Origin of the sequence: Streptococcus sanguinis (genome assembly GCF_003943655.1) — a bacterium.
GTDB lineage: Bacteria > Bacillota > Bacilli > Lactobacillales > Streptococcaceae > Streptococcus > Streptococcus sanguinis_F.
Map to the genome: position 1 here is coordinate 14,990 of NZ_RJMM01000013.1, position 26,125 is coordinate 41,114.

Sequence of the window (26,125 nt, forward strand, 5' to 3'; positions counted from 1 at the left end):
CATCTGTTGGAAGAAAGTATCAATCCAACTATCAATGTCGGTCCTGTGACCTTTGATTTGACCCTGCTGGCCATGACTCTGCTGACGGTGTTTGTAACTTTTGGACTTGTTTATTGGGCAAGTCGAAAGATGACGATTAAGCCGTCAAGAAAGCAGAATGCTTTGGAATATATCTATGATTTTGTCATTGATTTTACCAAGGGAAACGTTGGCGAGCATTATATGAAGAATTACTCGCTTTTTCTATTCTCCCTCTTTCTTTTCGTGGCTGTGGCGAATAACTTGGGATTGATGGCTAAGGTTCAGACAACCAATGGTTTCAATCTCTGGACATCGCCAACAGCTAATCTGGCTTTTGACTTGGGATTCTCTCTTTTGGTGACGATTTTCTGTCATGTGGAAGGAGTCCGACGTCAAGGGATAAAAGGATATCTAAAAGGTTTTGTGACTCCGGGTATCATGACACCCATGAATATCTTGGAAGAATTTACCAATTTTGCTTCTCTAGCCTTGCGGATTTATGGAAACATTTTTGCAGGTGAAGTACTGGCTGGTTTGCTCCTCATGTGGGCAAATCAAGCGGCTTATTGGTATCCGATTGCCTTTATTATGAACATGGTTTGGACTGGTTTTTCCATCTTTATTTCCTGTATCCAAGCCTATGTTTTTACCATGCTAACATCTATGTATCTTGGTAAAAAGATTAATGGTGGGGAAGAATAAAAAGAAAGGATAGATAAAATGAATATAACCATAGGTGAAATTATTGGCAACTTTATCCTGATTGCCGGCTCCTTTCTTCTTTTAGTATTTCTCATTAAGAAGTTTGCTTGGGGCAATATTATCGGGATTTTAGACCAGCGTGCTCAAAAGATTTCAGACGATATTGATGGAGCAGAATCTGCTCGCAAAAAGGCAGAAGATTTAGCGCAAAAGCGCGAGGAAGCTCTGGCAGGAAGTCGTGCGGAAGCAGTTGCTATTGTTGAGACAGCTAAGGAGACAGCTGAGAAGAACAAGGCTGGAATCCTAGCTAATGCAGCAGAAGAAGCAGGACGTCTGAAGGTTAAAGCGAATCAGGAAATTGCCCAAAACAAGGCAGAGGCTATGAGTAGCATCAAAGGAGAAGTGGCTGACTTGACAGTGACTCTGGCTAGTAAGATTCTGAGTCAGGAGCTAGACAAGGAAGCTCAGAGCGATCTCATTGACCGCTATATCAAACAGTTAGGAGATGCCTGATGGATAAGAAGCAATATGCAATCATTGAGAAATATGCTTTGCCTTTTGTTCAGACGGTCTTTGAAAAAGGTCAGCAAGAAGATGTTTTTGAAAAACTGAGTCAGATTAAGGCTGTTTTCGCGGAGACCGGCCTTGCTGACTTTTTGTCACATATCGGCATCAGTGACCATGAGAAAGAGAAGAGTCTGAGACTCTTTCAAAACTCAGGTTCGCAATTGCTTGATAATCTGATTGAAATTGTCATTCTCAATCATCGTGAGGACCTCTTTTATGAGATTGTGCTGGAGAGTCAGCACCAGCTTGAAAAGATCAGCAATGAGTTTGAGGTGACGCTGCGCTCTGTTCAGCCTTTGACAGCCAGTCAGAAGGAGAAGATTCGGCCGATTATTGAGCAGAAGATGGGCCTAAAGGTCCGCTCGCTCAAGGAAGAATTGGACAGCAGCTTGATTGGCGGCTTTGTCATCTCTGCCAATAACAAAACAATTGATGCAAGTATAAAACGTCAATTGCAAGTCGTAAAAGAAAAATTGAAATAGAAAGTGGTGTGAATTTTGGCGATTAACGCACAAGAAATCAGCGCTTTAATTAAGCAACAAATTGAAAATTTCCAGCCAAATTTTGACGTCACAGAAACAGGGGTCGTCACTTATATTGGTGATGGAATCGCGCGTGCTCATGGTCTGGATAAGGCTATGAGCGGAGAGCTCTTAATCTTTGAAAATGGCTCTTATGGTATGGCGCAAAATTTAGAGTCAACCGATGTTGGGATTATCATCTTGGGAGACTTTACAGACATTCGTGAGGGAGATACCATTCGTCGGACTGGTAAAATCATGGAAGTTCCTGTGGGCGAGGCCTTGATTGGACGGGTTGTTGATCCGCTGGGGCGTCCTGTTGATGGACTTGGTGATATTGTCACGGACAAGACACGTCCAGTTGAAACGCCGGCTCCGGGTGTCATGCAGCGTAAGTCAGTATCTGAGCCTTTGCAGACAGGTCTCAAGGCAATTGATGCCTTGGTTCCGATTGGCCGTGGCCAGCGGGAGCTGATTATCGGGGACCGTCAGACTGGGAAGACGACCATTGCTATTGATGCTATCCTGAACCAGAAAGGTCAGGATATGATTTGTATCTATGTGGCGATTGGTCAGAAAGAATCTACAGTCCGTACTCAGGTGGAAACGCTCCGTCAGTATGGTGCTTTGGATTATACGATTGTCGTGACAGCCTCTGCTTCACAGCCGTCGCCTTTGCTTTTCTTGGCGCCTTATGCTGGTGTAGCGATGGCAGAAGAGTTCATGTATAATGGCAAGCATGTTTTGATTGTCTATGATGACTTGTCCAAGCAGGCGGTAGCCTACCGTGAACTGTCCCTCTTGCTCCGTCGTCCGCCAGGCCGTGAGGCCTTTCCAGGGGATGTTTTCTATCTGCATAGCCGTCTCTTGGAGCGTTCAGCCAAGGTTTCTGATGAGTTGGGCGGTGGTTCGATAACAGCTCTGCCATTTATTGAAACGCAGGCAGGAGATATTTCAGCCTATATCGCGACCAACGTGATTTCAATCACTGATGGACAAATTTTCCTCAGCGACAGCCTGTTCAATGCTGGGGTACGTCCAGCCATTGACGCAGGTTCTTCTGTATCACGGGTTGGGGGCTCTGCCCAAATCAAGGCTATGAAGAAAGTAGCTGGAACCCTGCGTATCGACTTGGCTTCTTATCGGGAGCTTGAGGCATTTACTAAGTTTGGTAGTGATTTGGATGCGGCAACGCAGGCCAAGCTCAATCGTGGTCGTAGGACTGTAGAAGTCTTGAAACAGCCGATTCATGAGCCGCTGCCGGTTGAAAAGCAGGTCGTGATTCTCTATGCTTTGACCCATGGTTTCTTAGACAGTGTGCCAGTAGATGATATTCTGCGCTTTGAGTCAGAATTATTTGCCTACTTTGATGCACATCAAGAAAGCATTTATGAAACCATTCGGACAACGAAAGACCTTCCAAGTGAGGAAGTCTTGGATGCTGCCATTACTGAGTTTATTGACCAGTCTAGCTTCAAATAAGAATCGAGGTGTCAGATGGCAGTTTCATTAAATGATATTAAAAATAAAATTGCGTCCACGAAAAACACCAGTCAAATCACCAATGCCATGCAGATGGTTTCTGCTGCTAAGCTGGGAAAGTCTGAGGAAGCAGCTAAGAACTTTCAGGTCTATGCCCAGAAAGTGCGTAAGTTAGTTACGGATATGCTGCATGGCCACGAGGCAGAAAATGCCCGTCATCACTCGATGTTAATCAGTCGGCCAGTTAAGAAATCAGCCTATATCGTCATTACTTCTGACCGCGGTCTGGTTGGCGGCTATAATGCGACCATTCTCAAGGCTTTGATGGAGCTGAAAGCTGAGTACCATCCGACGGGAGAGGACTTTGAAGTCATCTGTATCGGAAGTGTCGGTGCTGATTTCTTCCGAGCTCGGGGCATTCAGCCAGTTTATGAGCTGCGTGGTCTAGCCGACCAGCCTAGTTTTGATGAGGTTCGTAAAATCATTAGCAAGACCATTGAGATGTATCAGAATGAGCTCTTCGATGAGCTCTATGTCTGCTATAACCACCATGTCAACAGTCTGACCAGTCAGATGCGGGTGGAGCAGATGCTGCCAATCATTGACTTGGACCCTAATGAAGCTGATGAAGATTATACGCTGAATCTGGAACTGGAGTCCAGTCGGGATTCTATCTTGGACCAACTGCTGCCCCAGTTTGCGGAGAGTATGATTTACGGTGCCATTATTGATGCCAAAACAGCTGAGAATGCTGCTGGTATGACTGCTATGCAGACAGCGACAGACAATGCTAAAAAAGTCATCAGTGATTTGACTATTCAGTACAACCGCGCTCGGCAGGCTGCCATTACGCAGGAAATTACTGAAATCGTGGCGGGTGCAAGTGCCCTGGAATAAGGCCACAAATGAATTAGAAATTAAACGAGGGAAAAAACATGAGCTCAGGCAAAATTGCTCAGGTTATCGGGCCGGTCGTAGACGTTGCGTTTGCTGCCGGAGACAAGCTACCTGAGATAAATAATGCACTTGTAGTCTATAAAAATGATGAGAAAAAATCAAAAATCGTCCTTGAAGTAGCTCTTGAGCTTGGTGACGGTGTGGTGCGGACCATTGCCATGGAGTCGACCGATGGTTTGACGCGTGGTTTAGAGGTCTTAGATACTGGTCGTCCGATTTCTGTGCCGGTCGGCAAGGAAACTCTGGGCCGGGTGTTCAATGTCCTTGGGGATACTATTGACTTGGATGCGCCTTTTGCAGAAGATGCAGAGCGCCAGCCGATTCATAAAAAGGCACCGACCTTTGATGAACTATCGACTTCATCGGAAATACTGGAAACAGGGATCAAGGTTATCGACCTTCTGGCACCTTATCTGAAAGGTGGGAAAGTTGGTCTCTTTGGCGGTGCCGGAGTAGGGAAAACAGTCCTGATTCAGGAATTGATTCACAATATTGCCCAAGAACACGGGGGGATTTCTGTCTTTACGGGTGTTGGTGAACGGACGCGTGAAGGGAATGACCTCTACTGGGAAATGAAAGAGTCTGGCGTTATCGAAAAGACGGCTATGGTCTTTGGTCAGATGAATGAACCGCCAGGAGCTCGGATGCGGGTTGCTCTTACCGGACTGACTATCGCGGAATATTTCCGTGATGTGGAAGGCCAGGACGTGCTGCTCTTTATTGACAACATCTTCCGCTTTACGCAGGCTGGTTCGGAAGTGTCTGCCCTATTGGGCCGCATGCCGTCAGCCGTTGGTTACCAACCAACACTTGCGACAGAAATGGGACAGTTACAAGAACGGATTACCTCAACCAAGAAAGGTTCCGTTACTTCAATTCAGGCTATTTATGTGCCAGCCGATGACTATACTGACCCAGCACCAGCGACAGCTTTTGCTCACTTGGACTCTACGACCAACCTAGAACGGAAATTGGTTCAGCTGGGGATTTATCCAGCCGTGGATCCACTCGCTTCCAGCTCTCGTGCCCTTTCACCAGAGATTGTCGGAGAAGAGCACTATGCAGTGGCAGCAGAGGTTAAGCGGGTCTTGCAACGTTATCATGAATTGCAAGATATCATTGCTATCCTTGGTATGGATGAGTTGTCAGATGATGAGAAGACTTTGGTTGCACGTGCGCGGCGGATCCAGTTCTTCCTATCACAGAACTTCAATGTGGCAGAGCAGTTTACCGGCCAGCCTGGCTCTTATGTACCAGTAGCTGAAACGGTTCGTGGCTTCAAGGAAATCCTTGAAGGTAAGCATGATAAGCTGCCGGAAGATGCCTTCCGTGGTGTAGGCTCCATCGAGGATGTATTGGCCAAGGCTGAGAAAATGGGATTCTAAGAGGTGAATGATGGCTCAAATGACAGTACAAATCGTGACACCGGATGGTCTTATTTATGATCACCATGCTGCATTTGTTTCCGTAAAGACCATTGATGGTGAGCTGGGGATTTTGCCCCGCCATATCAATACCATCGCTGTTTTAGAAGTGGATCAGGTTAAGGTGCGCCGGGTTGATGATGACAAGCATATCGACTGGATTGCGGTCAACGGCGGAATCATTGAAATTGCAGACAATGTCATTACCATTGTGGCGGATTCGGCTGAGCGTGCGCGTGATATCGACATTAGCCGGGCTGAGAGAGCTAAGCTCCGAGCTGAGCAAGAAATCGAAGAAGCCCATGATAAGCACTTGATTGACCAAGAACGCCGGGCTAAGATCGCCCTGCAGCGGGCAATCAACCGGATCAATGTCGGAACAAGAATCTAAGAAGCTATTCTTGCCTAGAGATAGAAGTCATCCTTCATCTGACGAGACTTGGCTTCATGAATACAAACTGAACACGCAAAACTGGGGCAGGAATGTCTCAGTTTTCTTTTCCAAAGAAAAAGGGCAGGACTGTTTAGTTCGTCCCTGACTGGAGTCTTGTGGTATAATAAAAGTTATGGTAGAAGTTATTTTTAAATTATGCAGTCATTTGCTCTTTATTTTCTTTGCCTTTCATCTGCTGTCAACGGTTGTTGAGTGGGAGAGGTTTTTCAAGGTTAATGCCGATAATGCGATGAAGATTCGCTTTTTGATTCTCTTGTTTAGTATCGCCTTAGGCTATTTAGTCAGCCTTTTCTTCATTGGTATTTACGATATGAGCCGGGCGATTTTTAACGGTACTTTATAAGGTCATATTTTTGATTTTATGGTATGATAGTATGGATGATTTTAAAAATTTAGAGTAAGGAATCGGTATGGAAAAAATTATTATTCAAGGTGGAGATAATCGCTTGGTCGGAAAGGTCAAGATTGAAGGAGCAAAAAATGCGGTCCTGCCTCTTTTAGCAGCGACAGTATTGGCCAGCGAGGGCCAGTCAGTTTTGAAAAATGTTCCGGTCTTGTCTGATGTCTTTACCATGAACAATGTGGTCCGCGGTTTAAACACTCAGGTGGATTTTAATCAGGAAGAAAATACAGTTGTTGTGGATGCCACCCAGACCTTGTCTGAGGAGGCACCTTACAAATACGTCAGCAAAATGCGGGCGTCTATCGTTGTTTTGGGTCCAGTCCTGGCTCGTAATGGCCATGCTAAGGTTTCCATGCCAGGGGGCTGTACGATTGGCAGTCGGCCTATTGACTTGCACCTGAAGGGCTTAGAAGCCATGGGAGCTAAGATTACCCAAACAGCGGGTTACATCGAAGCGAAGGCAGAGCGGCTCAAGGGTGCCCACATTTACATGGACTTTCCCAGTGTGGGAGCAACGCAAAACATCATGATGGCTGCAACGCTGGCTCAAGGCACGACAGTGATTGAAAATGCTGCTCGGGAGCCTGAAATTGTTGACCTAGCTCTCTTTTTAAATGAAATGGGAGCCAAGGTCAGAGGAGCAGGTACCGAAACTTTGACCATTGTCGGAGTGGATCAGCTGCGAGGTGCCAAGCATAATGTGGTTCAAGACCGTATCGAAGCAGGAACTTTTATGGTTGCTGCGGCTATGACCAGCGGTGACCTGCTGATTGAGGATGCCATTTGGGAGCACAATCGTCCCTTGCTTTCCAAAATGCAGGAAATGGGAGTGGAAGTGACAGAGGAAGATGAAGGGATTCGGATTCGTTCCGATGTTTCGAAGCTCAGACCGGTTTCGGTCAAGACCCTTCCTTATCCGGGCTTCCCTACCGACATGCAGGCTCAGTTTACGGCGCTCATGGCTATGGCCAAGGGCGAGTCTACGATGATTGAGACTGTTTTTGAGAACCGTTTCCAGCATCTGGAGGAAATGCGTCGGATGGGGTTGCACTCTGATATCATGCGTGACACAGCTCGCATCTGGGGTGGCGGCAGTCTTCAGGGAGCTGAAGTCATGTCAACAGACCTCCGAGCTAGTGCGACTTTGATTCTGATGGGCTTGATTGCCGAAGGCGAGACCAAGGTCAGCAAGCTGGTACACTTAGACCGAGGCTACTATAAATTCCATGAGAAATTGGCAGCCTTGGGAGCCAAAGTGAAGCGTGTAAAGGAAGAAGACGATGAGTGAAAATCTTAAATATTTAGGCCGGCAGATTGGCCTTGTTTTACTGGTTCTCCTGGTAGCTGTGATTCTCTTTTTTGTGGCTTTGATGATTGGTTATAATGTTATCGGAAACGGTAAGGGATCTATCTGGTCACCAGAAACCTGGCAAGAATTAATCGGGAAGTTTACTGGAAACTAGCTCCTAGTCGAAAAGACTGGCTGAAATGAATCCAGTTTGCTAAGTTGAAAGAAAGAAGATGAAAAGAAAGACTAGTCAGAAAAGGAATTCTAAGAGCTTGCAAGGCTGGGCTGGGCTGACTCTGGCCTTGATTTTAGCTCTGGCTGGCTATTTCTGGGGACAGGATGGTCAGCAGCCACTTCAGAGTCCAAATTCAGAAATTAGAGTTGGGCAAGTCCAAGATCAGGGCACCCCTAGTCAGGAACTGGCTGAGAGTGTTCTGACGGATGCTGTCCGAGCTCAGCTCAAAGGTAGCATTGAATGGAACGGGGCTGGCGCCTTTATCGTGAATGGGAATAAGACGGATTTGGATGCGGGGATTTCTAGTAAGCCCTACGCTGACAATAAGACCAAGCTTGTTCAAGGGAAAACCCTTCCGACGGTGGCGAATGCCTTTTTATCGAAGTCTACCCGCCAGTACAAAAAACGGGAAGAAACTGGAAATGCCAACACTTCATGGGTACCGGCAGGTTGGCATCAACTCAAGAACCTCCCTGGTGAGTACAATCATGCTGTGGACCGCGGACATCTCTTGGCCTATTCGCTGATCGGTGGTTTGAAGGGCTTTGATGCCTCTACCAGCAATCCTGCCAATATTGCTGTGCAGACGGCTTGGTCCAACCAAGCCAATGAAGCGGATTCAACAGGGCAGAATTACTATGAGACAAAGATCCGGAAGGCTTTGGATAAGAACAAGCGGGTGCGCTACCGGGTAACCTTGATTTATGCTACCGAGACTGATTTAGTGCCGGTTGGGTCACATTTAGAGGCCAAGTCCAGTGATGGCAGTCTGGAATTCAATGTCTTTATCCCGAATGTGCAAAAAGGGATTCGCCTAGACTATAATAGTGGCAGGGTCAGTCTGGATAGAGGTTCTTAATTTTATACTCAAAAATGGATTTGCAAAGAGTATTCATTAGAATGAAAAGAAATGGTTGCAGATTTGTAGTCATTTTCTTTTATACTAATAGATAGAAAGAAGTCGGACTTTTCAGTCTTCTTTAAGAAAGCGGTGGTAAAATCAACGTTCTCTTACAATCTAGTAAAGGAGGTTGCAATGGGACTTATTTTTAAAAGTATCCGGTTCCTCATGCGTCTGATTGGGCGCGTGGTTTGGGGGCTTGCCTGGTCCTTTGTCCTGAGCTTTATGGTTATTGTCGGAATTTTCTATTTTACCACTTCGACAGAACCGGGTACAGAGGGACTGACGCAGGCTGTTCAGACAGCTGTTGGCAGAGTGGATCAATTTTTAAATCACCAAGGCATTTCCACGGGGCTTCACAGCAGTGAGGAGACGCAGACGGATCAGCTGACAGATGAGCATGCAACAACAGGGGCTCGTTGGGATCAGCCAAGCGCCACGATTTATATCGATACAAATAATGAAACCTTCCGTTCAGCCTATAAGGAGGCCATTGATTCTTGGAATCAAACAGGTGCCTTCACCTTTCAAATCATCAATGACAAAGACAAGGCGGACATTGTCGCGACGGAGATGAACGATGGCAACATCAGTGCAGCTGGTGAAGCTGAGTCGCAGACCAATCTTCTAACCAAGCGGTTTACCCATGTCACGGTTCGCCTTAATAGTTACTACCTGCTGGACAGTCGTTATGCTTATTCTCATGAGCGGATTGTCAATACAGCAGCGCACGAATTGGGCCATGCTATCGGATTAGACCATAATGAGGAGGAATCAGTAATGCAGTCAGCAGGCTCATTTTACAGTATCCAGCCGACAGATATCCAGGCTGTAAAAGACTTGTATCAATCGTAAGCCTATGTTAAAATCTATTTTTTACTTGATTCGACACTTTCCAGAGCAAGTTTTTCTCTTTGTTTTTAACTCAGGAATCTTTGTCTGGCTATGGAAAAGCGGCAATGAGATTGCCAACCAGCTAGGAGTGACAGCGGCTTGGGAAAATCATGTTCCGGCGCCCATTCAGCTCTTCTTCGGCCAGAATATTGAGGCAGTTCAGGGATTTTTTCACAATTCCGCCTTTATGTGGCTAGTCGGGTCCATGATTATCCTTCTGGTTATTCGTCTAATCAAGGGAATGATTAAATTTGTTGTCTTTGCGGTTCTGATTCTGCTGGGAATTTATCTGATTTTGCAGAATCAATCTATTCTCAATAGTTTTATGTAGAGGCTGGGACAAAAGTCCTAGCCTCTCAATTGTCTTTGTATTGTCAAGCAAGACGCAGTGGTTGAGTGGGCTCTACTACGCTGATTTCATCAGCTTTTACAGCCCTACTCAACTGTGCGGAGGTGGGACGACGAAATCGAATTCTAACGAATTACCGATTTCTGTCCCACTCTCTTTTTCTTTTGGGAAGCTGAGTTCGCTTTCTCTTGAATTCTGATAGCTGTGCTTCTGGAAATCTGCTATAATGGTCTTATGATTATTTTACAAGCAAGCAAGATTGAGCGCTCTTTTGCAGGGGAGCTTCTTTTTGACAATATTAACCTGCAAGTGGATGAGGGTGATCGGATTGCTCTCGTCGGTAAAAATGGAGCTGGCAAGTCAACCCTGCTCAAGATTTTGGTGGGCGAGGAAGAGCCTACTTCTGGTCAAATCAATAAAAAACGAGACCTGTCTCTGTCCTATCTGGCTCAGGATAGCCGCTTTGAGTCGGAGAATACTATCTACGATGAGATGCTGCTAGTCTTTGATAGTCTGCGTCAGCAAGAAAAACGCTTGCGGCAGATGGAGCTGCAAATGGGAGAATTGTCAGGGGAAGACCTGACTGCTCTCATGACCCTGTACGACCAGCTGTCAGAGGACTTTCGCCAGAAAGGTGGTTTTACCTACGAGGCCGATATTCGAGCTATTTTGAATGGCTTCAAGTTTGACCAGTCCATGTGGCAGATGAAGATTTCTGAGCTTTCAGGTGGGCAGAATACCCGTCTAGCTCTGGCTAAGATGCTTTTGGAAAAGCCAGAACTGCTGGTCCTGGACGAGCCGACCAACCACTTGGATATCGAGACCATTGCCTGGCTAGAGACTTACTTAGTCAACTACAGCGGTGCCTTGATCATTGTCAGTCACGACCGCTATTTCCTAGACAAGGTTGTGACCATCACGCTGGATTTGACCAAGCATTCCTTGGACCGCTATGCGGGCAATTACTCTAGCTTTGTGGTCCAAAAGGAGCAGAAGCTGGTCACTGAAGCCAAGAACTATGAAAAGCAACAGAAAGAAATCGCTGCTTTGGAGGACTTTGTCAATCGCAATCTGGTCCGGGCCTCCACTACCAAGCGAGCTCAGTCCCGCCGTAAGCAGCTGGAAAAGATGGAGCGTTTGGACAGACCCGAAACCGGCGGTCGCTCGGCCAATATGACTTTCAAAGCCGATAAAGTTTCAGGAAATGTCGTTCTGACTCTGGAAGATGCAGCTATTGGCTACGGAGAGGAAGTCCTGTCGGAGCCGATTAACCTCGACATTCGCAAGTTCAATGCGGTAGCTATTGTCGGACCAAATGGGATTGGAAAGACGACCTTAATTAAGTCACTAATCGGTCAAGTGCCCTTCATCAGAGGCAAGGAGCAGCTGGGAGCTAATGTGGAAGTGGGCTACTATGACCAGACCCAGAGCAAACTGACTGCCAGCAATACGGTACTTGACGAGCTATGGAATGACTTCAAGTTGACGCCAGAGGTCGAAATTCGCAATCGCTTAGGCGCTTTCCTCTTCTCGGGAGACGATGTCAAGAAGTCTGTCGGCATGCTATCGGGTGGAGAGCGGGCGCGGTTGCTTCTAGCCAAGCTGTCTATGGAAAACAACAACTTCCTCATCCTGGACGAGCCGACCAACCACCTGGACATTGACAGCAAGGAAGTGCTGGAAAATGCCCTGATTGACTTTGACGGCACCCTGCTCTTTGTCAGCCACGACCGTTACTTTATCAATCGCGTAGCCACCCAGATCATCGAGCTTTCTGAGACAGGCTCCACCCTTTATCTGGGTGATTATGACTACTATTTGGAGAAAAAGGCAGAGCAGGAAGCCTTGCGTGAGGAAACAGAGCAGACTAGTCTTGACAAACCTGCCCCGGCCAATGACTATCAGCTTCAAAAGGAAAACCAGAAAGAACAGCGCCGGCTGGCCCGCCGCCTAGAACAACTGGAAGCGCAAATCGAGGACTTGGACAGCCAGATCAGTCAGCTTCAGGAAGCCATGCAGGCCACTAATGACGCTGCCGAACTCATGGAGAGCCAGCAGCAAATTGACCAGCTGACTGCTGCCCAAGAAGAAGCCATGCTAGAATGGGAAGAACTGGCGGAGAAGGTGTAGAAGGAGCCAATCGAACCTGCGCAAAGATGCCTAGTTTCCATGTAAAATGAGCTCCCCAGAGCTCATAATACTTAATTCACATGTGAAATCAGCTAAAAAAGAGTAAAAAACGAATTTTTACATGTGCTCTGAGATTTTTTCGAGGAAAAGAAAGCATTCTTCATGCAATCTAAGTTCTTTTAAAGACAAGTCAGTCCGTCAGATTTTCTGAAAAGCTATTTTGGAGCAAAATGACTCTGTCAGATTTTCTGACAGTTGGTCTGAGAGCAAATCCCGAACTTTCTATTTTCTGACGAGTTCTTTTAGCAGAATCTGCCTTTTCTGATTTTCAGTCGATAAGATTTTGACGAAAAGAGCCTCGTCTGAAAATAAAATCCGAACAAGGGGCGGTGAAGATAGTTTTGAAAGAGCGACTAGGAAAGCGAAACAGCAATTAAAGGAATTGAAGTGGTAAACAAATGGAAAATTTAGGCAAAGTTTTTCGCGATTTTCGTTTAAATGGACATTATTCTTTGAAGGAAGCAGCTGGTCAGGTTTGCTCGACTTCTCAGCTGTCTCGTTTTGAGCTGGGTGAGTCGGATATGACTCTCTCGAAATTTTTAGATCTCTTGGATAATATCCATATGACTCTTGAAAATTTTATGGACAAGGCACGGAATTTCCAGCAGCATGAGCACGTGTCCATGATGGGTCAGATTATCCCTCTTTACTACTCAAATGACATCAAGGGATTTCAAGACTTGCAAGCAGAGCAGTTGGAAAAGGCCAAGGCCAGTAACACGCCTCTTTACTATGAGCTGAATTGGATTTTGATGCAGGGCTTGATTTGTCAGCGAGACAGCCAGTTTTGTATGAGGCAAGAGGATTTAGATAAGGTGGCCGATTATCTCTTTCAAGCGGAAGATTGGACCATGTACGAGCTTATCCTCTTTGGCAATCTCTATAGTTTCTATGATGTGGACTACGTCTACCGTCTGGGCAAGGAAGTCATGGAGCGGGAGGACTACTACCAAGAAATCGGTCGCCATAAGAGGCTAGTCTTGATTATAGCGCTCAATTGTTACCAGCATTGTTTGGAAAGTCGTTCTTTTGATAAGGCTAGTTATTTTGAGGCTTACGTGGAGAAAATCATTGGCAAGGACATTAAACTCTATGAACGCAATGTGTTCCTCTATCTCAAGGGGTTTGCTGCTTATCAGAAGGAGCAGAAGAAGCAGGGCATCAAGCAAATGCAGGAAGCCATGCATATCTTTGAAGTGCTGGAACTACCTGAGCAAGTCGACTATTATCAAGATCATTTCCATAAGTTTGTAAAAGTATGATTTCCCAAATATGGGAAAAACAAAGAACCTCTCTCCATTCCTGATACAATAGTTTCAGAAATGGAAGGAGGTATTTTTATGAATCGACAGGCAGTACAGCTGATTACACGGGCTGCTATTAATAAAATTGGAAACATGCTTTATGACTATGGAAACAGCATCTGGCTTGCTTCTTTAGGAGCTCTGGGGCAGACGGTGCTGGGCATTTACCAGATATCGGAGCTAGTCACTTCCATCTTATTCAATCCTTTTGGGGGAGCCATTACGGACCGCTTTTCCAGGCGTAAGGTTTTGATGGTAACAGATTTGATTTGTGCTGGTCTTTGTCTGCTGATTTCTTTTATATCTAATGACCAGCTCATGATTGGAGCACTGATTTTTGCCAATGTGGTTCAGGCTATAGCCTTTGCTTTTTCTAGGCCAGCTAATAAGTCTTATATTACCGAAATTGTGGACAAGGAAGACATCGTGGCCTACAATTCTCATCTGGAACTGGCCTTGCAGGTTATCAGTGTTTCAGCTCCAGTTTTGTCTTTTATCGTGATGCAGTATGCAAATCTTCGCGTGACTCTTCAGCTGGATGCGCTGAGCTTCTTTCTGGCTTTTGCCCTGGTTTATTTTCTGCCTAATCATGAGCCAAGCAAGCAAAAGTCGCCCATCAATCTTGGAAATATCCTGAGAGATATCAAGGAAGGTTTAGTTTATATCCGTCAGCAAAAAGAAATTTTCTTTCTGCTCTTGGTAGCTTCTGCAGTCAACTTTTTCTTTGCGGCCTTTAATTATCTATTGCCTTTTACCAATCAGCTCTATGAAAAGACGGGATCTTATGCAAGCATTCTGAGTTTGGGTGCTATAGGCTCAATCATTGGAGCCATTCTAGCCAGCAAGGTTAAGGCCAGTATGGGCAACTTACTTGTAGCCCTGCTATTGACCGGTGTTGGAGTTGCAGTCATGGGCGTCTCTGCCTTGCTACCGGTTCATCCATATTTTTCTTATTCTGGTAATCTTATCTGTGAGCTCTTTATGACTGTTTTCAACATTCATTTCTTCAGCCAGGTTCAGACTAAGGTGGACAAGCAGTACCTAGGAAGAGTTTTCTCGACTATCTACACGCTAGCAATTCTTTTCATGCCTCCTGCGACGTTTCTGATGACTCTTCTGCCGAGTGTCCACACCCTTTCCTTTCTTCTGATTGGTTTCGGAGTGATGGGATTGGCTTTGATTTCCTACCTTTATCAAAAGAAAATAGAAAAAAACTAGGCTGGAGTGATTTCCAACCTAGTTTTCTGTATGGGAATTTTTAAGTGCTTCTTTGGTTTTCTTAAGCTCTTTTTTCAGTGAGAAATTTTTCACCATGCTGATGAGAAAAGTCGTGACAGAACCCAGGAGCACTGAAATTAAAATCAATATAATCAAGGGTAGTTTGAAGCTGAACAAGATAAAGCTAACATTGACACTCTGCATATTGGCCAAGGAAATACTGGCCACCAATAGAATGGTAATTAAAAGCAGAATATAGTGCAATTTTTCTTTCATAGTGATTCTCCTGTTTATTTATTCAAACTCTGCCTTGCTTTTGATATCTCCGTATTCTTCTGGGATTTCTTGGGCTAGGATATCTTCATAAGCCGCCAGTTCAATATCTGAGCCATATTTGTTTTTCAGAGCGGTGGTCACCAGACGGTAGGCCAAGTTCGCATTGCGGGACAAGATGGGACCATGGAAGTAGGAGCCAAAGACATTTTTATAATGAACACCCTCGCAACCATCCTCTTGATTGTTGCCATTTCCATAGACAACTTTGCCCAGAGGTTTCTCGTCGTCCGAGAGGAAAGTCCGTCCTTGGTGATTTTCAAAGCCGTAGTAGGTCTCATCGAATTCATCATTATGAATCTTAATATCACCAATATAGCGATTATTGGTCTGGTTGAGGGTATAGTGACCCATGATGCCCAGACCTTCAATTCGACGGCCAGAAGCTTCGATATAGTATTGGCCTAAGAGTTGGAAGCCACCACAGATGGCTAGCACTACGCCGTTTTCATTAATAAAGCTTTCCAAAGCTTCTTTTTTAGCTGGCAGGTCACGAGCCACGATCGTTTGCTCATAGTCTTGACCTCCGCCAAAGAAGACGATGTCGTAGCTGTCCTTTTCAAAGTCATCTTCTAGAGAAACGATATCGACTTTAACTCTAGCGCCTAGCTTTTCAGCCACATACTTGAGCATGAGGACATTGCCATTGTCGCCGTAGGTATTCATGAGATTGCCATAGAGGTGGGCAATCTTTACTTCGTAGCGATAGTCCTGGTTTTCAGGAGAAGTGAGGGATCTGTATACCATTAGTTCATCTCCTTTCTGACCACTTGTCGTTCTGCCAGCAACTCACGGAATTCCAGCATGGCAGTATAAGTTGCTAAGATATAGGCATGCTTGGTTTCTTGCTGTTCAATGGCCTTAAAGACTGCTTCCAAATCTTTGACTTCGGTAATCTGATCTGCTGGATAGCCCGTTACCCGCAGTCGACGAGCAATCTCAGAGTGGCGGACACCGCCAGCAATGACATGAGGGATCTCCATCTCTAAAATCCTCTCAAAATCAGCATCCCAGATCCAGCTGGTATCAATGCCGTCTGCATAGTTTGCATTGAGCAGAACGGACAAGCTAAAGTCAAAAGGTGCCAGTCCAATCATATCCAGTGCTTGGGTCGCCCCAACCGGATTTTTAATCAAGACTAAGGTACATTCCTTATCGCCGATTTTGAAAGTTTCCTGACGGCCAAAGACAGCTCGGCTCTTGTCAAAGCCAGCCTTAATAGTAGCCGGCTCGACATCAAAGAACTGAGCTACTGATACAGCGGCTAAGGCATTGTAGATATTATAAAGGCCACCGATATTGATTTGATAGTCTTGACCATCAATGGTAAAGGCAGAGCGGTTATGCTCAAGCGTTTTTAGAGCGGTCAGGCTGTAGTCAAGCTTAGGACGCTTGAAGCCGCAGTCCTCACAGATATAAGCTCCCAGATTGGCATAGGTGTTGAGCTCATACTTTAGGATATGCTCGCACTTGGGACAGAGGATGCCCTCTGTATTGTAGTGAGCCAGCTGAGCCTGGCCTTTCTCGGTATCAAATCCATAGTAGCGGACAGGATTTTTCAGGCTGACCGAGTTAAAGAGAGGGCTGTCACCATTCATCAGTACAGTTGCTTCAGGTACTTTAGCTGCAGCATCCAGAATCATCTGGTAGGTCGTGTAGATCTCACCATAGCGGTCCATTTGGTCGCGGAAAATATTGGTGAAGACGAAGAGGCTGGGCTTGATATAATCACAAATCCGAGATAGGCTGGCTTCATCTATTTCCAGCACAGCGATATGTTTGCCAGATTTGCCTTTCTTAGCGGTCAGGAAGGTTGTGGTAATCCCCGTAATCATGTTGGCACCGCTAGGATTGGTCACCACTTCTCCAAAGGCTTCCTTGAGAATACCCACTGTCAGAGCTGTAGTCAGAGTTTTACCATTGGTTCCGGTAACAACCACAACCTCATAGTTCTTTGCTAGGTTTTGTAAAATATTTTTATCAAATGTCAGGGCAACTTTCCCTGGCAGGGTCGATCCACGCCCCATTTTGCTGAGAACAAAGTGGGAGGACTTGCCTGCCAAGAGGCCCAAGGCTGTATTTATCTTCATAAGAAATATTTTATCATAAAAAAGTAAAGAAGGTTACAGAAAAATATTGACAAACGTGATATAATGGGTTGGTAAGTCTTTAAGCATTAAGACCCACTGTAAAATAAAAAGAGAGAAGTTAATTGAGTAAACTCTAAGTGCAAGATAAAATCAGGCTGTTATAAGATTTAATAAGTTCGATTTGTTGCTACAGCTGTTGGACTTTGCTTGTAGAGGAGTAGGAAGTCTAAGTATGAATTTTCAACAACTAACCAATCTCCAATATTGGGCCAGTTTGTTTTCTGACCCTTGGAGGATTGTAATTAATATTATTGACGTCGCTATCGTCGCATGGATTCTATATTATCTAATCAAGGCCATTGCCGGTACCAAGATCATGATTTTGGTCCGCGGGGTGCTCTTCTTTATCTTGGCACAGTTTTTTGCCAATATCATCGGCTTGACCACCATTTCTTGGTTGATCAATCAGGTCATCACCTACGGGGTCATTGCGACCGTGGTGATTTTCTCGCCTGAGATTCGAGCAGGATTGGAAAAGCTGGGCCGGGCAACAGATATTTTTTCTACAACGCCCATCAGTAACGAAGAAAAAATGGTTCAGGCCTTTGTCAAGTCTGTTGCCTATATGAGTCCGCGGAAAATCGGGGCTTTGGTGGCCATTCAGGGAACCCGCACCTTGCAAGAGTACATTGCGACAGGGATTCCCTTGGATGCAGATGTGTCCGGAGAGCTGCTAATCAACATTTTTATCCCCAATACGCCATTGCACGATGGAGCAGTCATTATAAAAAACAATAAGATTGCGGCTTCCTGTGCCTACCTGCCTCTGACCGAAAGCAGCGGTATCTCTAAGGAGTTTGGAACCCGGCACCGCGCAGCTATTGGCCTTTCTGAAGTATCAGATGCGTTTACTTTTGTCGTTTCAGAAGAAACCGGTGGGATTTCCACCACGCACAATGGAATTTTCAAGCATGATTTGACTTTGGATGAGTTTGAGATAGAGCTGAGAAAGGTCTTCTTATCAGAGCAGGACAAGCCAGCGGGTTTGAAAAAACGCTTCATGGGAGGATGGAAGAAATGAAAAAACGTAAAAAAATTCTTTATATCATCTCTTCGTTTTTCTTTGCCCTAGTGCTTTTTGTCTATGCAACCTCCAGCAGTTATCAAAACAATACTGGAGTTCGACAGGTCACATCTGAAACTTATACCAATACGGTTTCCAATGTGCCGATTGACATCAAATATGACAGTGAGAATTACTTTATCAGCGGTTTCACTTCTGAAGTTTCCGTCGCTCTGACAGGCTCCAACCGGGTCAATCTAGCCAGTGAAATGCAGGAAAGCACTCGAAAATTTCGAGTCGTTGCTGATCTTTCCAAGGCTACAGAAGGCACAGTAGAAATTCCGCTAAAGGTTGAAAACCTGCCAAGCGGTCTGACTGCTACAGTGACTCCGCAGAAGATTTCGGTTAAGATTGGTAAAAAGGCTAGCAAGAAGGTTGAAGTCCGCTACCTCATCACAGACAGCCAGGTGGCTGAAAATGTGTCTATCAGTGGTGTGACCTTGGAAAATAAGGAAGCTACTGTAACTAGTGACGAGGAGACCCTTTCTAAGATTGAGTCTGTCGTAGCTATTCTCCCGACTAATGTCATTATCACTGGTAACTACAGCGGGACAGCGCCGCTGCAGGCGGTTGATGGACAGGGAAATGTTATGCCAAGCGTGGTGACACCATTTGAAACGACTATGCGTGTCAACACTAAAACAGCAGACAGCTCAGGCTCGTCCTCCTCTAATAGCAGCTCAAATACGAGCTCATCAAATAAAAACTAAATAAAATTTTGAAAATAAACTTGGATGAAGTCAGTCTGTCTTGCTTGCAGCCTAAATCTTTACATCCAGGTCTTATGAAAGGAAACTATTTATAATGGGTAAATACTTTGGAACCGATGGTGTTCGCGGAGAAGCAAATGTGGAATTAACGCCGGAATTGGCCTTTAAACTCGGTCGCTTTGGTGGTTATGTTCTGAGTCAGCACGAAAGTGAAGTTCCTCGGGTCTTTGTTGGCCGTGATACTCGAATTTCAGGAGAAATGCTGGAAAGCGCCTTGGTTGCAGGACTTTTGTCCGTTGGGATTCATGTCTATAAATTGGGTGTCATTGCAACGCCTGGTGTGGCTTATCTGGTCAAGTCAGAGAAAGCCAGCGCCGGAGTTATGATTTCTGCCAGCCACAATCCAGCTTTGGATAATGGTATCAAATTCTTTGGTGGTGACGGCTATAAACTGGATGATGAGCGTGAGTTGGAAATCGAAGCTTTGCTGGACGCAGCGGAAGACACCTTGCCACGTCCAAGCGCCGAAGGTTTGGGTGACTTGGTGGACTATCCAGAAGGGCTGCGCAAGTACCAACAATACTTGGTTTCAACTGGCTTAGAACTAGAAGGAATGCATGTGGCCTTAGATACGGCCAACGGTGCGGCTTCTACCAGCGCTCGTCAGATTTTTGCGGACCTTGGCGCTCAGTTGACCATTATCGGAGAAAATCCAGACGGCCTTAATATCAATCTGAATGTCGGCTCTACGCATCCAGAAGCTTTGCAGGAGGTTGTCCGTGAGTCTGGTGCAGCGATTGGTCTGGCCTTTGATGGAGATAGCGATCGCCTCATTGCCGTGGATGAAAATGGTGAGCTGGTAGATGGTGACAAGATTATGTACATCATCGGTAAGTACCTGTCTGAAAAAGGCGAGCTGGCACAGAATACCATTGTTACGACCGTCATGTCTAACCTAGGCTTCCATAAGGCTTTGGATCGTGAAGGTATCCAAAAGGCTGTGACAGCAGTTGGTGACCGCTATGTAGTAGAGGAAATGCGCAAGAATGGCTATAATCTAGGTGGCGAGCAGTCTGGACATGTTATCATCATGGACTACAATACGACAGGTGACGGTCAGCTTTCAGCTGTGCAATTGACCAAGGTCATGCAGGAAACTGGTAAGAAACTATCTGAATTGGCTTCTGAAGTAACCATCTATCCGCAGAAACTGGTCAATATTCGTGTGGAAAATAGCATGAAAAATAAGGCGATGGAAGTCCTAGCTATCAAGACAGTGATTGAGAGAATGGAAGCCGAAATGGCTGGTAATGGACGGATTTTGGTTCGTCCGAGCGGAACAGAGCCTTTGCTGAGGGTCATGGCTGAAGCACCAACTGACGAAGAAGTAAATTATTATGTAGATACCATTGCTAATGTTGTTCGAGCTGAAATTGGGATAGACTAATAAATGTAAAGAAACTGAGACATAATGTCTTGGTTTTTTTATATTCGTATGAATTTTTAAACACTTTGAATAAAAATGTTGATAAATTGCAATACTCTTGGTATAATAAGCTACGAAAGGAGAAAAAGATGAAAAATAAAAATACAATTATTTTTAAAATTCTTATCTTATTAACAGCTATTGTTACAGGTTTAGGTTTTGCTGCTCGAACTCAGGCTTCTGAAGTAACTGAATACAGTCAGCAAACCAGCATTACTAAGGATGGTGAGCCATTAACAAGTGACTCAACTGTTAAGACTAATGAAACCTTGTCTGTAACAACCAACTTCACATTTCCTGCGGCTCAAACGATCGCTGAAGGGGATACCCTGACTTTTAAACTTCCGGAAGAATTAAGTCTGATTACTGCCTTAAACTTCGATGTCTATGATGTTGTTAATCATACGGGAGAGTTAGTCGGTACAGCTCAAACTGACCCGGCGACTCAGTCAGTTACAGTGACTTTCAGTAACTACTTTACAAACTATACCCAAAAGAAAGAGCTATCTTTGGGCTTTAATGTTCGTATCAATAACGAAAAAGTCAAAGAAACAGGTCCTGTTTCCTTCAAATTTGGCCAGACAGACTTTTCTTTCCAATACCAGAAAGAAGAAGGAACTGCTGGTGAGTATGAAATGAAATATGGTTACCAGGACAGCACTGATCCGAGTATTGTTAAATGGCGCATTATCCTGAATGCAAGACAGGACATGCTTCGCAACATGGTGATTTCAGACACCTTTGGTGATGGTCTGACCTTGGTTCCTGGTACGCTGCGGGCGGTTCGTTATGCTCCAGTTGCTGGTGGTATCCGCAATGAAGCTCATATCCTGACGCTGCCTGTTGCTGATAACTTTACTAACAAAGCAGTCCTAACCCAAAACGCTAATGGCGATGCTAACGGTTTTACCATTAACTTTGGCGATAACTACAACTGGCCAATGTACATCGAGTACTCTACTCGCGTACCAGAAGGTACTAAAGTGGGTGATGTGGTTAACAACAAGTTATCATGGACAGCTAAAGGATTCCCAGAACGCACTATTACTAAGTCAGTCCGCTTGGAAGAGGGCTCTGGTAAAGGAAGCGCTGTGCTAGCAAAAGATGTGAAGATTCAGGCACAGAAAAAACTTGTTAATAAAGTGTTAGAGAAGGGTCAATTTACCTTTGGTCTCTTTGACGAAAACGGTGTTTTACTTCAAACAGCTACCAATGAAGCTGATGGTTCTATCAATTTCAAAGCCTTGAACTATAATGCAGCTGGTGACTACCGCTACAGCATTAAGGAAATTCCGGGCAATGATGCTAACTACATCTATGATGACAAGGAAGCTCAGCTGACAGTTACTGTTAAAGATGTGAATGGTGAGTTTTTGGGCTCTGTTAAATATGATTTGGATCCTGTCTTTACAAATACCTATAGAGGTAATGATCCAGGCAAGGCAGTTCAGCCACCTAACCCTGGAAATAACAACAATCCAAACAATCCAAATAACAACCCTAACAATAACCCAAATAATAATCCAAATAACAATCCAAATAACAATCCAAATAATACCCCAGGCAATGGTAACAATACCCCTAGTAACAGTTCCGACAATCCAAAGGGTGGAACAGACAATCCAGGGAATGGAAATAACAATTCAAACAATGGTACCAATGATCCGGGTGCTGCAGGAGGCAACAAAAAAGTTCTGCCTAAGACTGGTCAAGAAACGACACTTTGGCTGTCAGTTGCAGGTTTGGCAATCTTAGTTGGCTTTGGAAGCTATGTCTTTCTTCAAAAAAAGACTAGATAAAATTCAAAGGTTTTAAGAGTTTTCTCTTAAAGCCTTTTTGCATACTTTTCCATTTGAAAAAACGGAGCAATCGTGTTAGAATAGACCTAGTAATTTTTAAAGGATAGAGGTGTTATCGTGGCTTTTGGAGATAACGGACAACGCAAAAAAACAGGATTTGAAAAATTGACGATGCTGGTCGTGATTATCATGCTCATCGTGACAGTTGGAGCAATCTTTGCTTCCGCTCTCAGCGCAATCTTTTAATCCAAACGCTTCAGGGCGTTTTTTTAGACTAGAAAAAGAGAATAGAAAAAATGAGTATGTTTTTAGATACGGCCAAGATTCAAGTTAAGGCTGGCAATGGTGGCGATGGCATGGTGGCCTTTCGCCGTGAAAAATATGTTCCTAATGGCGGTCCTTGGGGCGGCGATGGCGGTCGTGGTGGCAATGTTGTTTTTGTCGTAGACGAGGGTCTTCGTACCCTGATGGATTTTCGCTACAATCGCCATTTCAAGGCTCAGTCTGGTGAAAAGGGCATGACTAAGGGCATGCATGGCCGAGGGGCTGAGGACTTGATTGTTCGAGTGCCGCAGGGGACGACGGTTCGTGATGCGGAGACTGGCAAGGTGCTGACGGACTTGGTAGAAAACTGTCAAGAATTTATCGTAGCGCGTGGTGGCCGAGGCGGTCGTGGAAATATTCGCTTTGCGACGCCTAAAAATCCTGCTCCTGAGATTTCTGAGAATGGAGAACCGGGTCAAGAGCGTGAGCTTCTGCTGGAACTCAAGGTCCTAGCAGACGTTGGTCTGGTCGGCTTCCCTTCTGTCGGGAAATCCACTCTGCTCAGCGTCATTACAGCGGCTAAGCCTAAGATTGGTGCTTATCATTTCACGACCATCGTGCCTAATCTAGGCATGGTTCGCACTCACTCTGGAGAATCCTTTGCAGTAGCAGATCTACCAGGTTTGATTGAGGGGGCCAGCCAAGGGGTTGGACTGGGAACCCAGTTTCTCCGTCATATTGAGCGGACACGGGTTATCCTGCATGTCATCGATATGTCAGCAAGTGAGGGACGTGACCCTTATGAGGACTATCTAGCTATCAATAAAGAGTTGGAATCCTACAATCTTCGTCTCATGGAGCGCCCGCAGATTATTGTCGCTAACAAGATGGATATGCCGGAAAGTGCTGAAAATCTCAAGGTATTCAAAGAGAAATTAGTGGCTAATTATGACGAATTTGCGGAACTACCGCAAATCTTCCCGATTTCCAGTCTGACCAAGCAGGGGCTTGCGACCCTCTTGGATGCGACCGCAGAATTATTAGATAAAACGCCTGAGTTCTTGCTTTATGATGAGTCTGAAATGGAAGAAGAAGCTTACTATGGCTTTGACGAAGAAGCACCAGCTTTTGAAATCTCTCGTGATGATGATGCGACTTGGGTGCTGTCAGGTGATAAGCTTGAGAAACTCTTTAATATGACCAACTTTGATCGAGATGAGGCAGTTATGAAATTTGCCCGTCAGCTGCGTGGTATGGGCGTTGATGAAGCCCTTCGTGCTCGCGGAGCCAAGGATGGGGATCTGGTCCGCATCGGCAAGTTTGAGTTTGAATTCGTTGACTAAGGAGGATTGCAATGGGTGATAAACCAATATCCTTCCGCGATGAAAATGGAAACTTTGTCTCTGCAGCCAACGTCTGGAATGCAGAAAAGCTAGAAGAGCTCTTTAATAAACTCAACCCCAAACGCAAGCTGCGTCTGGAAAGAGAAGCATTAGCGAAAGCAGAGGAGGAATAAGATAAAAAGCAGCTGAGCAGGAAATAATCCTACTCAGCTGCTTTTTTTGCGCTAAAGATGTATTCGTTAAGGTAATTAATCTTTGTTTTAAGCAAAGATTTTAGGACTGACTGCTTTTATTCGAGGGAGAGCAGCTAGGCAGACACCTAGAACGATAAGCTTGTCTGCATAATCAGTCAGTATTTGGACGAGGACGATACTAAGGACGGGGTTGACTCCCATTCCCCGCAGGGCTTGGACTATGAGGCTGGACCCGCTGGATGTTATGCCTCCGAAGAGCAGGACAGTGATTGCAGAGGCTACTAGGGTACCTGGAAGGGCTACCAATAGGGTTTTCCAGAGAAGACTGAGCTTTAAGCTTCCTTTTTCTTTAAAAAACCAAGCTGCTGAAAGAGCAATGATGATAGCGGCTGGCGAGTAGTAGAGAGAAAAGATATCGGTTGTCATCCAGCCAATGAGGGCGCTGAGAAACGCAACGCCAGCCCCAGCAAGAGGCCCTAAGGTTAAGCTAGCTAGAATCGTTCCAAAGGTATCTAGATAGATAGGTAATTTCAGAAAAAGTGCAATATTAGCTCCCACATAGTTAAGAGCGATACAGATAGACAAGAAGCTTAGGATAAGGGGTGTCGATTTTTTCATGATAAAATTTTCCTCATAAAAGTGATGATAGGTCTTGAGCAATCGTTTCCTTAGGCTGATTCAGGAGGATAGCTAAGAAGTCTTGGAAGAAGAGTGAGGGACTGACTTGAGTTGCAATATAGGCATTGGCTGGTTTATGATAGAAGTCATAAGCATCAACCACAGTCTGTCCAAGAGCAATGCCTTCGGTTACGACTTCAACATAGGAGTCGAAGCCCATACAAAGGTCCTCATGCAGAAAATGAGCAATAGCCAGGGGATCATTGATAACACAGCCGATGATGTGTTCATATTCCCAGTGGAAGTCCCAGTAGAAACGCGTGATACGGCCGACAAACTCAGCTACTTCTGGCTGTAGGAAACGCATGTACTCTAATAGATTGGGGGTGAGGACGATGGCGCGTGTGACATCCAGTCCCACCATCTCGATTTTTCGGCCTAACTTTTGATAGACAAATTGAGCGGCGTGTGGGTCACACCAGTAGTTATACTCGGCTACAGGTGAGCAGTTGCCATGAGATTTGTAGCTGCCGCCCATGCTGACAAAGCGTTTGATATGTTTTCCAATTTGGGGATTTTGCTTTATAGCCATTGCTAGATTAGTCAATGGTCCTAAGGTGATAAGGGAAGTGTCCTGAGTCTTCTGGAAATAGGTAGCCAGAAATTCAGAGGCTTTCTGAGATTGGGGCTGACAATTGCTTGTCCGATTGATTCTGCTCTCGCCTAAACCATCCATACCGTGGGTATCTTGAGCTGAAACGAAGTTACGGACTAGAGGCTTGTCTGCACCTGCATAGACTGGGATATCTAACCGATTCAGTTTTTCTAATATTTTAAAGGCATTTTCAACACCAAGGTCTACTGGGACATTTCCAGCAACGATGGTTAGTGCTACTACTTCTAGATCGGGATGTTGAATGGCATAGATTAGGGCTAGACTATCATCTATACCAGGGTCACAGTCGATAATGATTTTTCTTTTCATGAGTTCTCCTTTGCATATATAAAAATGAGGCTGAGACAATCGGTCTCAACCTCTTAACTGTCTGCCTAATCGATTAGACAGCAAAAAAACTATGCGCAAGACATTTTATATACAATATAAAGGCACTTAGTTTTTTATTCTGGGAAGTTTTCGAACCAGTCCAAAACCGAGGTTTTGATTTCTCTATTTTTCTATCATAAATAAAAATAAGGAAAAAGTCAATGGGAGTAAGCCTAACATGGTCACCCCCATCTTTTTATGGTATAATGA

General features: G+C 45.0%; 28 protein-coding genes and 1 riboswitch. Of the genes, 23 read left to right on the forward strand and 5 right to left on the reverse strand.

Annotated elements, in window-relative coordinates; all coding sequences use genetic code 11:
* Nucleotides 1-6: 6 nt before the first annotated feature.
* From atpB to D8886_RS06750, 16 genes are all read left to right on the forward strand, one after another.
* Nucleotides 7-723 carry a F0F1 ATP synthase subunit A gene (gene atpB, locus D8886_RS06670; protein WP_125434737.1) on the forward strand — a complete coding sequence of 239 codons (717 nt, stop codon included), beginning with the start codon at nt 7-9 and terminating at the stop codon, nt 721-723.
* 18 nt (nt 724-741) lie between these two features.
* Nucleotides 742-1,236: a F0F1 ATP synthase subunit B gene (gene atpF / locus D8886_RS06675; RefSeq protein WP_125434739.1), complete on the forward strand. Its 495-nt coding sequence runs from the start codon at nt 742-744 to the stop codon at nt 1,234-1,236.
* Entirely contained in the window at nt 1,236-1,772 is a 537-nt protein-coding gene (locus D8886_RS06680; protein ID WP_002904151.1) for a F0F1 ATP synthase subunit delta, read from the forward strand. Before atpF ends, D8886_RS06680 begins: the two co-directional genes overlap by 1 nt.
* Nucleotides 1,773-1,787: 15 nt before the next feature.
* Entirely contained in the window at nt 1,788-3,293 is a 1,506-nt protein-coding gene (gene atpA / locus D8886_RS06685; protein WP_002895997.1) for a F0F1 ATP synthase subunit alpha, read from the forward strand.
* 15 nt (nt 3,294-3,308) lie between these two features.
* Nucleotides 3,309-4,190 carry a F0F1 ATP synthase subunit gamma gene (locus D8886_RS06690; RefSeq protein ID WP_002895995.1) on the forward strand — a complete coding sequence of 294 codons (882 nt, stop codon included), beginning with the start codon at nt 3,309-3,311 and terminating at the stop codon, nt 4,188-4,190.
* A 38-nt stretch (nt 4,191-4,228) separates the two neighbouring features.
* A complete protein-coding gene (gene atpD / locus D8886_RS06695) occupies nt 4,229-5,635 on the forward strand; it encodes a F0F1 ATP synthase subunit beta (protein WP_002895993.1) in 1,407 nt (468 codons plus the stop codon).
* 7 nt (nt 5,636-5,642) lie between these two features.
* Nucleotides 5,643-6,065, forward strand: a complete 423-nt coding sequence (locus D8886_RS06700; RefSeq protein WP_002915580.1) for a F0F1 ATP synthase subunit epsilon — start codon at nt 5,643-5,645, stop codon at nt 6,063-6,065.
* 175 nt (nt 6,066-6,240) lie between these two features.
* Nucleotides 6,241-6,471, forward strand: coding sequence for a DUF1146 family protein (locus tag D8886_RS06705; RefSeq protein WP_002897901.1), 231 nt, complete (start codon nt 6,241-6,243; stop codon nt 6,469-6,471).
* Nucleotides 6,472-6,538: 67 nt separating this feature from the next.
* Nucleotides 6,539-7,819 (forward strand): UDP-N-acetylglucosamine 1-carboxyvinyltransferase, encoded by a 1,281-nt coding sequence (gene murA, locus D8886_RS06710; protein ID WP_061602938.1) that lies wholly within the window; start codon nt 6,539-6,541, stop codon nt 7,817-7,819.
* Complete coding sequence (locus tag D8886_RS06715) at nt 7,812-7,994, forward strand: DNA-directed RNA polymerase subunit beta (RefSeq protein ID WP_002917490.1); 183 nt, start codon at nt 7,812-7,814, stop codon at nt 7,992-7,994. The genes murA and D8886_RS06715 overlap by 8 nt, the downstream gene beginning before the upstream one ends.
* A gap of 58 nt (nt 7,995-8,052) precedes the next feature.
* On the forward strand, nt 8,053-8,913 hold the full coding sequence (locus tag D8886_RS06720) for a DNA/RNA non-specific endonuclease (protein ID WP_061602939.1): 861 nt from the start codon (nt 8,053-8,055) through the stop codon (nt 8,911-8,913).
* Between the two features lie 177 nt (nt 8,914-9,090).
* Nucleotides 9,091-9,810, forward strand: a complete 720-nt coding sequence (locus D8886_RS06725) for a matrixin family metalloprotease (protein WP_002904157.1) — start codon at nt 9,091-9,093, stop codon at nt 9,808-9,810.
* 4 nt (nt 9,811-9,814) lie between these two features.
* Nucleotides 9,815-10,180: a hypothetical protein gene (locus D8886_RS06730; RefSeq protein ID WP_061602940.1), complete on the forward strand. Its 366-nt coding sequence runs from the start codon at nt 9,815-9,817 to the stop codon at nt 10,178-10,180.
* 252 nt (nt 10,181-10,432) lie between these two features.
* Nucleotides 10,433-12,328, forward strand: coding sequence for an ABC-F family ATP-binding cassette domain-containing protein (locus D8886_RS06740; protein ID WP_061602941.1), 1,896 nt, complete (start codon nt 10,433-10,435; stop codon nt 12,326-12,328).
* 458 nt (nt 12,329-12,786) lie between these two features.
* Nucleotides 12,787-13,650: an Rgg family transcriptional regulator gene (locus D8886_RS06745; protein WP_125434741.1), complete on the forward strand. Its 864-nt coding sequence runs from the start codon at nt 12,787-12,789 to the stop codon at nt 13,648-13,650.
* Nucleotides 13,651-13,728: 78 nt separating this feature from the next.
* On the forward strand, nt 13,729-14,910 hold the full coding sequence (locus tag D8886_RS06750) for an MFS transporter (protein ID WP_125434743.1): 1,182 nt from the start codon (nt 13,729-13,731) through the stop codon (nt 14,908-14,910).
* 18 nt (nt 14,911-14,928) lie between these two features.
* Here the strand turns inward: D8886_RS06750 and D8886_RS06755 are convergent, their stop codons facing one another.
* The 3 genes from D8886_RS06755 to murT are packed head-to-tail and all read right to left on the reverse strand — an operon-like array spanning nt 14,929 to nt 17,333.
* Complete coding sequence (locus tag D8886_RS06755; RefSeq protein WP_002910164.1) at nt 14,929-15,186, reverse strand: lipopolysaccharide assembly protein LapA domain-containing protein; 258 nt, start codon at nt 15,184-15,186, stop codon at nt 14,929-14,931.
* An 18-nt stretch (nt 15,187-15,204) separates the two neighbouring features.
* Nucleotides 15,205-15,990, reverse strand: a complete 786-nt coding sequence (gene gatD / locus D8886_RS06760) for a lipid II isoglutaminyl synthase subunit GatD (RefSeq protein ID WP_002910163.1) — start codon at nt 15,988-15,990, stop codon at nt 15,205-15,207.
* The gene (gene murT, locus D8886_RS06765; protein ID WP_002910162.1) at nt 15,990-17,333 is read right to left on the reverse strand and encodes a lipid II isoglutaminyl synthase subunit MurT; all 1,344 of its coding nucleotides are present in this window, start codon (nt 17,331-17,333) and stop codon (nt 15,990-15,992) included. The genes gatD and murT overlap by 1 nt, the downstream gene beginning before the upstream one ends.
* 232 nt (nt 17,334-17,565) lie before the next feature.
* Between murT and cdaA the strand changes: the two genes are divergently transcribed.
* The 7 genes from cdaA (at nt 17,566) to D8886_RS06800 (ending at nt 24,231) form a co-directional block, all read left to right on the forward strand.
* On the forward strand, nt 17,566-18,414 hold the full coding sequence (cdaA, locus tag D8886_RS06770; RefSeq protein ID WP_002902726.1) for a diadenylate cyclase CdaA: 849 nt from the start codon (nt 17,566-17,568) through the stop codon (nt 18,412-18,414).
* A complete protein-coding gene (locus tag D8886_RS06775) occupies nt 18,402-19,166 on the forward strand; it encodes a CdaR family protein (RefSeq protein WP_002902728.1) in 765 nt (254 codons plus the stop codon). The genes cdaA and D8886_RS06775 overlap by 13 nt, the downstream gene beginning before the upstream one ends.
* Before the next feature lie 94 nt (nt 19,167-19,260).
* On the forward strand, nt 19,261-20,613 hold the full coding sequence (gene glmM / locus D8886_RS06780) for a phosphoglucosamine mutase (RefSeq protein ID WP_002910161.1): 1,353 nt from the start codon (nt 19,261-19,263) through the stop codon (nt 20,611-20,613).
* Nucleotides 20,614-20,678: 65 nt separating this feature from the next.
* Nucleotides 20,679-22,451 (forward strand): Ig-like domain-containing protein, encoded by a 1,773-nt coding sequence (locus tag D8886_RS06785; protein ID WP_002910160.1) that lies wholly within the window; start codon nt 20,679-20,681, stop codon nt 22,449-22,451.
* A 117-nt stretch (nt 22,452-22,568) separates the two neighbouring features.
* Nucleotides 22,569-22,697 (forward strand): DUF4044 domain-containing protein, encoded by a 129-nt coding sequence (locus D8886_RS06790; RefSeq protein ID WP_002895969.1) that lies wholly within the window; start codon nt 22,569-22,571, stop codon nt 22,695-22,697.
* Between the two features lie 50 nt (nt 22,698-22,747).
* Nucleotides 22,748-24,058 carry a GTPase ObgE gene (gene obgE, locus D8886_RS06795; RefSeq protein WP_125434745.1) on the forward strand — a complete coding sequence of 437 codons (1,311 nt, stop codon included), beginning with the start codon at nt 22,748-22,750 and terminating at the stop codon, nt 24,056-24,058.
* An 11-nt stretch (nt 24,059-24,069) separates the two neighbouring features.
* Nucleotides 24,070-24,231, forward strand: coding sequence for a hypothetical protein (locus D8886_RS06800; RefSeq protein ID WP_081102879.1), 162 nt, complete (start codon nt 24,070-24,072; stop codon nt 24,229-24,231).
* A gap of 87 nt (nt 24,232-24,318) precedes the next feature.
* Here the strand turns inward: D8886_RS06800 and D8886_RS06805 are convergent, their stop codons facing one another.
* Nucleotides 24,319-24,870 (reverse strand): ECF transporter S component, encoded by a 552-nt coding sequence (locus tag D8886_RS06805; RefSeq protein ID WP_004187607.1) that lies wholly within the window; start codon nt 24,868-24,870, stop codon nt 24,319-24,321.
* Between the two features lie 13 nt (nt 24,871-24,883).
* On the reverse strand, nt 24,884-25,855 hold the full coding sequence (locus tag D8886_RS06810; RefSeq protein WP_125434747.1) for a nucleoside hydrolase: 972 nt from the start codon (nt 25,853-25,855) through the stop codon (nt 24,884-24,886).
* Nucleotides 25,856-25,975: 120 nt separating this feature from the next.
* Nucleotides 25,976-26,020: riboswitch (PreQ1 riboswitch) on the reverse strand.
* Nucleotides 26,021-26,125: the final 105 nt, after the last annotated feature.

Bases quoted from the DNA above. Each gene is read 5' to 3' on its own strand.
- atpF (WP_125434739.1), top strand. From the start codon at position 742: ATGAATATAACCATAGGTGAAATTATTGGCAACTTTATCCTGATTGCC.
- D8886_RS06680 (WP_002904151.1), top strand. From the start codon at position 1,236: ATGGATAAGAAGCAATATGCAATCATTGAGAAATATGCTTTGCCTTTT.
- D8886_RS06690 (WP_002895995.1), top strand. From the start codon at position 3,309: ATGGCAGTTTCATTAAATGATATTAAAAATAAAATTGCGTCCACGAAA.
- atpD (WP_002895993.1), top strand. From the start codon at position 4,229: ATGAGCTCAGGCAAAATTGCTCAGGTTATCGGGCCGGTCGTAGACGTT.
- D8886_RS06700 (WP_002915580.1), top strand. From the start codon at position 5,643: ATGATGGCTCAAATGACAGTACAAATCGTGACACCGGATGGTCTTATT.
- D8886_RS06705 (WP_002897901.1), top strand. From the start codon at position 6,241: ATGGTAGAAGTTATTTTTAAATTATGCAGTCATTTGCTCTTTATTTTC.
- murA (WP_061602938.1), top strand. From the start codon at position 6,539: ATGGAAAAAATTATTATTCAAGGTGGAGATAATCGCTTGGTCGGAAAG.
- D8886_RS06715 (WP_002917490.1), top strand. From the start codon at position 7,812: ATGAGTGAAAATCTTAAATATTTAGGCCGGCAGATTGGCCTTGTTTTA.
- D8886_RS06720 (WP_061602939.1), top strand. From the start codon at position 8,053: ATGAAAAGAAAGACTAGTCAGAAAAGGAATTCTAAGAGCTTGCAAGGC.
- D8886_RS06725 (WP_002904157.1), top strand. From the start codon at position 9,091: ATGGGACTTATTTTTAAAAGTATCCGGTTCCTCATGCGTCTGATTGGG.
- D8886_RS06730 (WP_061602940.1), top strand. From the start codon at position 9,815: ATGTTAAAATCTATTTTTTACTTGATTCGACACTTTCCAGAGCAAGTT.
- D8886_RS06740 (WP_061602941.1), top strand. From the start codon at position 10,433: ATGATTATTTTACAAGCAAGCAAGATTGAGCGCTCTTTTGCAGGGGAG.
- D8886_RS06745 (WP_125434741.1), top strand. From the start codon at position 12,787: ATGGAAAATTTAGGCAAAGTTTTTCGCGATTTTCGTTTAAATGGACAT.
- D8886_RS06750 (WP_125434743.1), top strand. From the start codon at position 13,729: ATGAATCGACAGGCAGTACAGCTGATTACACGGGCTGCTATTAATAAA.
- D8886_RS06755 (WP_002910164.1), bottom strand. From the start codon at position 15,186: ATGAAAGAAAAATTGCACTATATTCTGCTTTTAATTACCATTCTATTG.
- gatD (WP_002910163.1), bottom strand. From the start codon at position 15,990: ATGGTATACAGATCCCTCACTTCTCCTGAAAACCAGGACTATCGCTAC.
- murT (WP_002910162.1), bottom strand. From the start codon at position 17,333: ATGAAGATAAATACAGCCTTGGGCCTCTTGGCAGGCAAGTCCTCCCAC.
- cdaA (WP_002902726.1), top strand. From the start codon at position 17,566: ATGAATTTTCAACAACTAACCAATCTCCAATATTGGGCCAGTTTGTTT.
- D8886_RS06775 (WP_002902728.1), top strand. From the start codon at position 18,402: ATGGAAGAAATGAAAAAACGTAAAAAAATTCTTTATATCATCTCTTCG.
- glmM (WP_002910161.1), top strand. From the start codon at position 19,261: ATGGGTAAATACTTTGGAACCGATGGTGTTCGCGGAGAAGCAAATGTG.
- obgE (WP_125434745.1), top strand. From the start codon at position 22,748: ATGAGTATGTTTTTAGATACGGCCAAGATTCAAGTTAAGGCTGGCAAT.
- D8886_RS06800 (WP_081102879.1), top strand. From the start codon at position 24,070: ATGGGTGATAAACCAATATCCTTCCGCGATGAAAATGGAAACTTTGTC.
- D8886_RS06805 (WP_004187607.1), bottom strand. From the start codon at position 24,870: ATGAAAAAATCGACACCCCTTATCCTAAGCTTCTTGTCTATCTGTATC.
- D8886_RS06810 (WP_125434747.1), bottom strand. From the start codon at position 25,855: ATGAAAAGAAAAATCATTATCGACTGTGACCCTGGTATAGATGATAGT.